Source organism: Phenylobacterium sp., assembly GCF_030697925.1.
Taxonomy (GTDB): Bacteria; Pseudomonadota; Alphaproteobacteria; order Caulobacterales; family Caulobacteraceae; genus Phenylobacterium.
On the sequence record NZ_JAUYOJ010000033.1, the window covers coordinates 1 to 5,536 of the forward strand.

Below are 5,536 nucleotides of genomic sequence, written 5' to 3' on the forward strand. Positions count from 1 at the left end.
GCGGCGCAACACCGCCTTCACCCGCTCGATCAGCAGGCGCTGGCTGAAGGGTTTGTGCATGTAGTCGTCGGCGCCCAGGTTGAAGCCCAGGATCTCGTCGATCTCCTCGTCCTTGGAGGTGAGGATGATCACCGGCAGGTCCGAGGTCCGGCGCAGGCGGCGCAGCACCTCCATACCGTCCATGCGCGGCATCTTCACATCGAGGATGGCGAGGTCGGGCGGCTCGTTCTCGAGCGCCGCCAGGCCCGCGGCGCCGTCGAAATACGCCTTGACCTCGTGGCCGTGGCTCTCGAGGGCGAGGCTGACTGACGTGACGATGTTCTCGTCGTCGTCCACCAGGGTGATCTTGGCCATATGTACTCGTCGCATCCTTCAGGCGAAGCTTGCATAGCTAATCGTCCGCCAGCATGGCCTCAATGGGGCGAATGATCGACAGGCGATGGCGCAAGCGTGGGCGAGCCGCCCGGGGCGTCGCGCCGAGGGGCCGGCAAGGAAAGCCCCGGGAGCGCCTACGGTTCCGCCTGGGACCGCCGCAAGCCCTTGATGATCCAGGCGCATCCCAGCGCCAGTAGCCAGAGCTCCCAGCCGATGAAGGCGTAGGGCGTCAGCTCCAGGACCGGGATCGCCGGCGCCGCGGTGTGCAGCAGTTCGCTTTGGCCAAGGATCCAGAAGGGCGTGAGCGCCAGGCCGAACCAGCCGAAAGCCCGCGGCCCGAGCCCGCCCCGCAGGATCGCCAGCGACACCCCGCACGTCCAGGCGACCAGCAGGAGCTGGCCCACATGCTCGCCGATGGCGACCCCGGCGAACTGGTGGAAGGCCTGGTAGGCCGCCAGGGCGGCTTCGCGCGCCGCCGGGCTGGCGCTCGGATCGAGCGCCGTGGTCGCCAGCACCGGGACCACGAAGACCCAGCGCGCCAGGCCGATCGCCTGAGCCACCGCCGAGGCGACGCCGACGGCCAGGATCCAGCCGCCGATCGGCGCGCCCGACACGCGAAGGGCGCGGTCGATCAGGCCGGCGACGAGGACGAAGCTGAGCGCGCAGAGGCCGAAGGCCAGCCAGATCAGGATCAGTTCAACGCCGCCCGCCTGGAAGGCCGTGAGCACCGCGAGCGGCGGCTGGCGCAGCACATCGTCGTATCCGAAACGATCGATCAGCAGGAGGTAGGGGATGTTGGTCGCCACCGCGAAGAGCGCCATGGCGATCCCCGCGGGGAGGAGCGGTCGAGCGGTCATGGCGGTCTCCGGGTGGGCCCCGCGACAATGCCGCGCGCGCCCACCCATAAGGAACCCATTGATTCCGTTGTCCAGCTATGCGCGGACGTCTAGCTGGGCCGGCTCGGCGCGACACCCGGCCGCTGCGGCGAAGCGACAGGATAAATCGAGTATTAAGCTTGTTCGGCGAACGTGGTGGGCTGAAAGGGGCAGTCCACGTGCAAGGTCATCAAGTCCACTACGAAGTATTCTCCCGGCGGGCGCCGGGCGGAGGCTGGACCCTGGACCAGGCCACGGAGAACCGCGCCCAGGCGATCGCCAACGCCCAGGAGATGATGAAGGAGGGCAAGGTCGCCGGGGTGCGCGTCACCAAGGAGACCCTCGACCCGGAGACCCGCGAGTTCCAGTCCGTCACCATCTTGAACCTCGGGTCGACCGAGACCGTCAAGAAGAAGAAGGTCGTCGAGAACCAGGATCCGCTCTGCGTCTCGCCGCAGGACCTCTATACCGTCCACGCCCGCGAACGCATCGGCCGCCTGCTGGAAGGCTGGCTGGAGCGCAAGGGCGCGACCCCGTTCGAGCTGCTGCACCGCGCCGACCTGGTCGAGGAACTGGAAGCGTCGGGCACCGATCTGCAGCACGCCATTCAGAAGGTCGCCATTCCCGAGGCCCAGGCCCGGGACATGACCGTCCACGAGCTGATCCGCACCTTCTCCAGTCTGGTCGAGCGGGCCATCGACCGGCTGCTGAAGGATTTCCGCAAGGGCGGCATGCCCGACATCGACAAGGAAGGCTTCGCCCGCGCCGCCGAACGGGTGAGCAAGGATCCCGAGCGGGCCTATCTGCTGGGCGCCGGGGTCGCGGCTTCCATCGCCCCGGCCAAGACCTGGTCGGAAAAGATCTCCCGCCTGCTGGACCTGGCCGACGCCGCCCCGGTGACCGGCCCGCCGCGGGGCCTGGCCCTGCAGGTAATCGAGCAGCCCCTGGCCGAGATCCTCGGCTCCAAGACCGGCCTCGATTACGTCATCGGCAAGGATCTGGACCTCGGCGGCCAGCTCGCGGCCATGACGAGGCTGGCGGCCTGCGACGCGATCGACGCCCTGATGCGGATCGAGCCTTCCGTGGCCAAGGTCATGCCGCCGCTGTCGGAGGCCGCCACCCGGCTCTCCAAATGGCTGGCGGCCGAGGATTTCGAGAGCGTCCGCGCCGCCATCGCCAGGCGCGTGGTGCGCGAACTGAACGGCCCACGCCGCCTGCGCCCCGGCGACGCCACCGGCGAGATCGAGGTGATGCGCGGCCTGGCCATGGCGCTGACAGCGGCGGCCGGCGCCCTGCTGCCGCTCGACGACATCCAGAACGCCTTCATCCAACGCTCCAGGATGCTGGTCACCGGCGACTTCGTGGAGGTCTATCTCGGCCGGGAGCGCTCGGCCCGGGAAGAGGCCGAGGCCCTGATGTGGCTGGTGGAGAACGTCATCGGCGGCGCCAACAAGCGCCAGGCCGGCCGCTATCTGGGCGCCGGCATCGCCGCCCTGCGCTTCGAGAAGGAATTCCGCAACGGCCCGCAGACCGCGGCGGTCAAGCTCCAGATCCTCGCCGCCCTGCAGCGCTCCGTGGGCCGCAGCGGCCTGGTGGCCGAGGACTACGGCCCCATCCAGGCCAAGATCGGCGACGTGGGCGGCATGGTCGAGGCCGACGCCCGCCTGGTCCAGACCCTGGCCCGCACCCCGGCCTCCCCATCCCAGAAGCTGCTGCTGATGCTGCGGCTGGCTGTCGGCGAGGTGGCCCCCCTCGGCCCCGCCGCCGACCGCGCCAAGCACGAGGCCTTCAAGCTGGTCCGTCAGGACGACACCCGGGCCGACCTGATCGAGCAGCCGGAGTGCATGGGCAAGGTGCGGGAGCTACTGGGCGTCCTGGGGCACGCGGCTTAGGGGTGGGTCGACCTCCAAGTTTCCCTCCACCAACGCTGTCATCCCGGTTTCAGCCGTAGGCCGAAGACCGGGATGACACGCGGGAGTGGGTCGAGTGGAGGCCCCAGCCGCCGCTAGCCCCCCAGCACCTCGGCCAGCGCCGCGACCACCTGGTCCACGTCCGCGTCGGCCATGGCCGGATAGAGCGGCAGGGAGAGGCAGCGCTCGTACCAGGCCTGCGCCCCCGGCAGGTCGAGGTCGCCGTAGCGGTCCCGGTAATAGGGCTGGGTGTGGACGGGGATGTAGTGGACCTGGGTCCCGACGCCGCGCGCCTTCAGCGCCTCGACCACCTCGCGGCGCGACTTGCCGGCGGCCTGGAAGTCGATGAGGGCCACCATCAGATGCAGGACCGGGTCGCTCCAGTCCGGCCGGGTCGCCAGCTGCACCAGCGGGGAAAGCGGCGCCAGCGCCTCGACGTAGCGCGCCGCCAGTAGCCGCCGCCGCGCGGCGAAGCGGTCGAGCTTGGCGAGCTGCGAGATTCCAAGCGCGCACAGAATGTCGGGCAGGCGGTAGTTGAAGCCGGGCTCCGGCATCTCGTACCACCAGGGATCGCCGCCCTCGGGACGGATCATGCCGTGGCTGCGCAGACGTCTCAGGCGCTCGGCCAGGCGCGGGTCATTGGTGGTGACCATGCCCCCCTCGCCGGTGGCGATGGTCTTGACCGGATGGAACGAGAAGGTGGCCATGGCCGAGTGGCGGCAGTCGCCCACCGTCTCGACGCTGTTGCCGAAGGTGAGGGTGGAGCCGAGCGCATGGGGCGCGTCCTCCACCAGCACCGCCCCGGCCTCGCGCGCCAGGGCCTCGAGCCCCGGCAGGTCGGCCGTGTCCCCACGCAGGTGGACCGGCAGGACCGCGCGGAGCTTGCGGTCGCCCACCCGCGTCAGGGCGTCGGCGAGGGTCTGGGCGGTCATCAGCCCCGTCTCGGGGTCCACGTCGGCGAACACCACCTCGGCGCCGACGTATCGCGCGCAGTTGGCAGTGGCGAGGAAGGTGATGGACGGCGCGATCACCACCTCCCCCGGCTGCACGTCGAGGGCCAGCATGGCCAGGTGCAGGGCCGCGGTGCCGTTGGCGCAGGCCACGGCGTGCTTCGCGCCGACCACTTCGCAGAAGGCGGCCTCGAAGGCGTCCACCGTCGGTCCGGTGGTCAGGAAGTCGCCGCGCAGGGCCTCGGCCACGGCGGCGATGTCGTCGTCCTCGATGGTCTGGCGGCCGTAGGGAAGCAGGGGCATGGCCTAGTCGGTCGCCCGGCGACGGCGGGCGCTCGGACCGCGATCGTCGAGCAGGGTCAGCAGACCGTCGCCCGACAGCCACTCCTCATTGGTGTCGCTGGCGTAGGAGAAGCCCTCGTCGACCAGGCGATGGGCTTCGGCGAAGGGCGTGCGCGGATATTCCACGAAGGCCGGCTCGATGGCGTAGCGGTCGCCCAGGTCGACCGTGGTGCGCGCGTCGTCCACCGAGATCATCATCTCGTGCAGCTTCTCGCCCGGCCGGATGCCGATCACCTTGATGGCGACGCCGGGGGCCATGGCCTCGGCAAGGTCGGTCATCTTCATGGAGGGGATCTTGGGCACGAAGATCTCGCCGCCGCGCATCTGGTCCAGGGACGACAGCACGAAGTCGACCCCCTGGTTGAGGGTGATCCAGAACCGGGTCATCCGCGCGTCGGTGATCGGCAGCTCGGCTGCGCCCTTGGCGATCAGCCGCTGGAACAGCGGGGCCACCGAGCCGCGCGAGCCCACCACATTGCCATAGCGGACCACCGAGAACCGGGTGCCGATGTCGCCCGACAGGTTGTTGGCCGCCACGAAGGTCTTGTCCGAGGCGAGCTTGGTCGCCCCATAGAGGTTCACCGGGTTGCAGGCCTTGTCGGTGGAGAGCGCCACCACCTGCTTCACGTGGTTGTACAGGCAGGCCCAGACCACGTTCTCGGCGCCCATGATATTGGTGTGGATGCACTCCGACGGATTGTATTCCGCCGCCGGCACCTGTTTCAGGGCCGCGGCGTGGATCACGATGTCGACGCCGCGCATGGCCAGCTGCAGCCGTTCGCGATCGCGCACGTCGCCCAGGAAGAAGCGCATGGGCGTCAGCGTCGCGGCGTCGAACTTCTCCGCCAGGTCGATCTGCATCTCGTGCTGCTTCAGCTCGTCGCGGGAATAGACGATCAGTTTCCGTGGCTTGGCCTGGGTCAGCACGGTCTCGATGAAGCGGCGGCCGAACGATCCCGTGCCGCCGGTGACCAGGATCACCTTGCCGTCGAGGTCCAGGGAAGTGGGTGCGAACCGGCCCAAAAGCGGCGCTCCTGAAGGGAAATGCGAATCTTCGCCGCACTCTCGGCCCCCGGACGTAAAG

The 5,536-nt window shown here is 69.4% G+C and carries 5 protein-coding genes; 1 reads left to right on the top strand and 4 read right to left on the bottom strand.

Features of this window, described 5'->3' with window-relative positions:
- On the bottom strand, positions 1–354 hold a 354-nt coding region (locus Q8Q88_RS03690), incomplete at its 3' end, for a response regulator (protein ID WP_305673849.1).
- 155 nt (positions 355–509) lie between these two features.
- A complete protein-coding gene (locus Q8Q88_RS03695) occupies positions 510–1,232 on the bottom strand; it encodes a DUF4386 domain-containing protein (protein WP_305673850.1) in 723 nt (240 codons plus the stop codon).
- Positions 1,233–1,429: 197 nt separating this feature from the next.
- Between Q8Q88_RS03695 and Q8Q88_RS03700 the strand changes: the two genes are divergently transcribed.
- A complete protein-coding gene (locus Q8Q88_RS03700; RefSeq protein WP_305673851.1) occupies positions 1,430–3,142 on the top strand; it encodes a hypothetical protein in 1,713 nt (570 codons plus the stop codon).
- A 113-nt stretch (positions 3,143–3,255) separates the two neighbouring features.
- Here the strand turns inward: Q8Q88_RS03700 and pseC are convergent, their stop codons facing one another.
- Entirely contained in the window at positions 3,256–4,413 is a 1,158-nt protein-coding gene (gene pseC / locus Q8Q88_RS03705) for a UDP-4-amino-4,6-dideoxy-N-acetyl-beta-L-altrosamine transaminase (RefSeq protein ID WP_305673852.1), read from the bottom strand.
- Positions 4,414–4,416: 3 nt separating this feature from the next.
- Complete coding sequence (gene pseB, locus Q8Q88_RS03710) at positions 4,417–5,475, bottom strand: UDP-N-acetylglucosamine 4,6-dehydratase (inverting) (RefSeq protein WP_305673853.1); 1,059 nt, start codon at positions 5,473–5,475, stop codon at positions 4,417–4,419.
- Positions 5,476–5,536: the final 61 nt, after the last annotated feature.

What these genes read in the sequence shown, in the direction of transcription:
- Q8Q88_RS03695 (WP_305673850.1), bottom strand. Translation starts at nt 1,232, where the DNA reads ATGACCGCTCGACCGCTCCTCCCCGCGGGGATCGCCATGGCGCTCTTC.
- pseC (WP_305673852.1), bottom strand. Translation starts at nt 4,413, where the DNA reads ATGCCCCTGCTTCCCTACGGCCGCCAGACCATCGAGGACGACGACATC.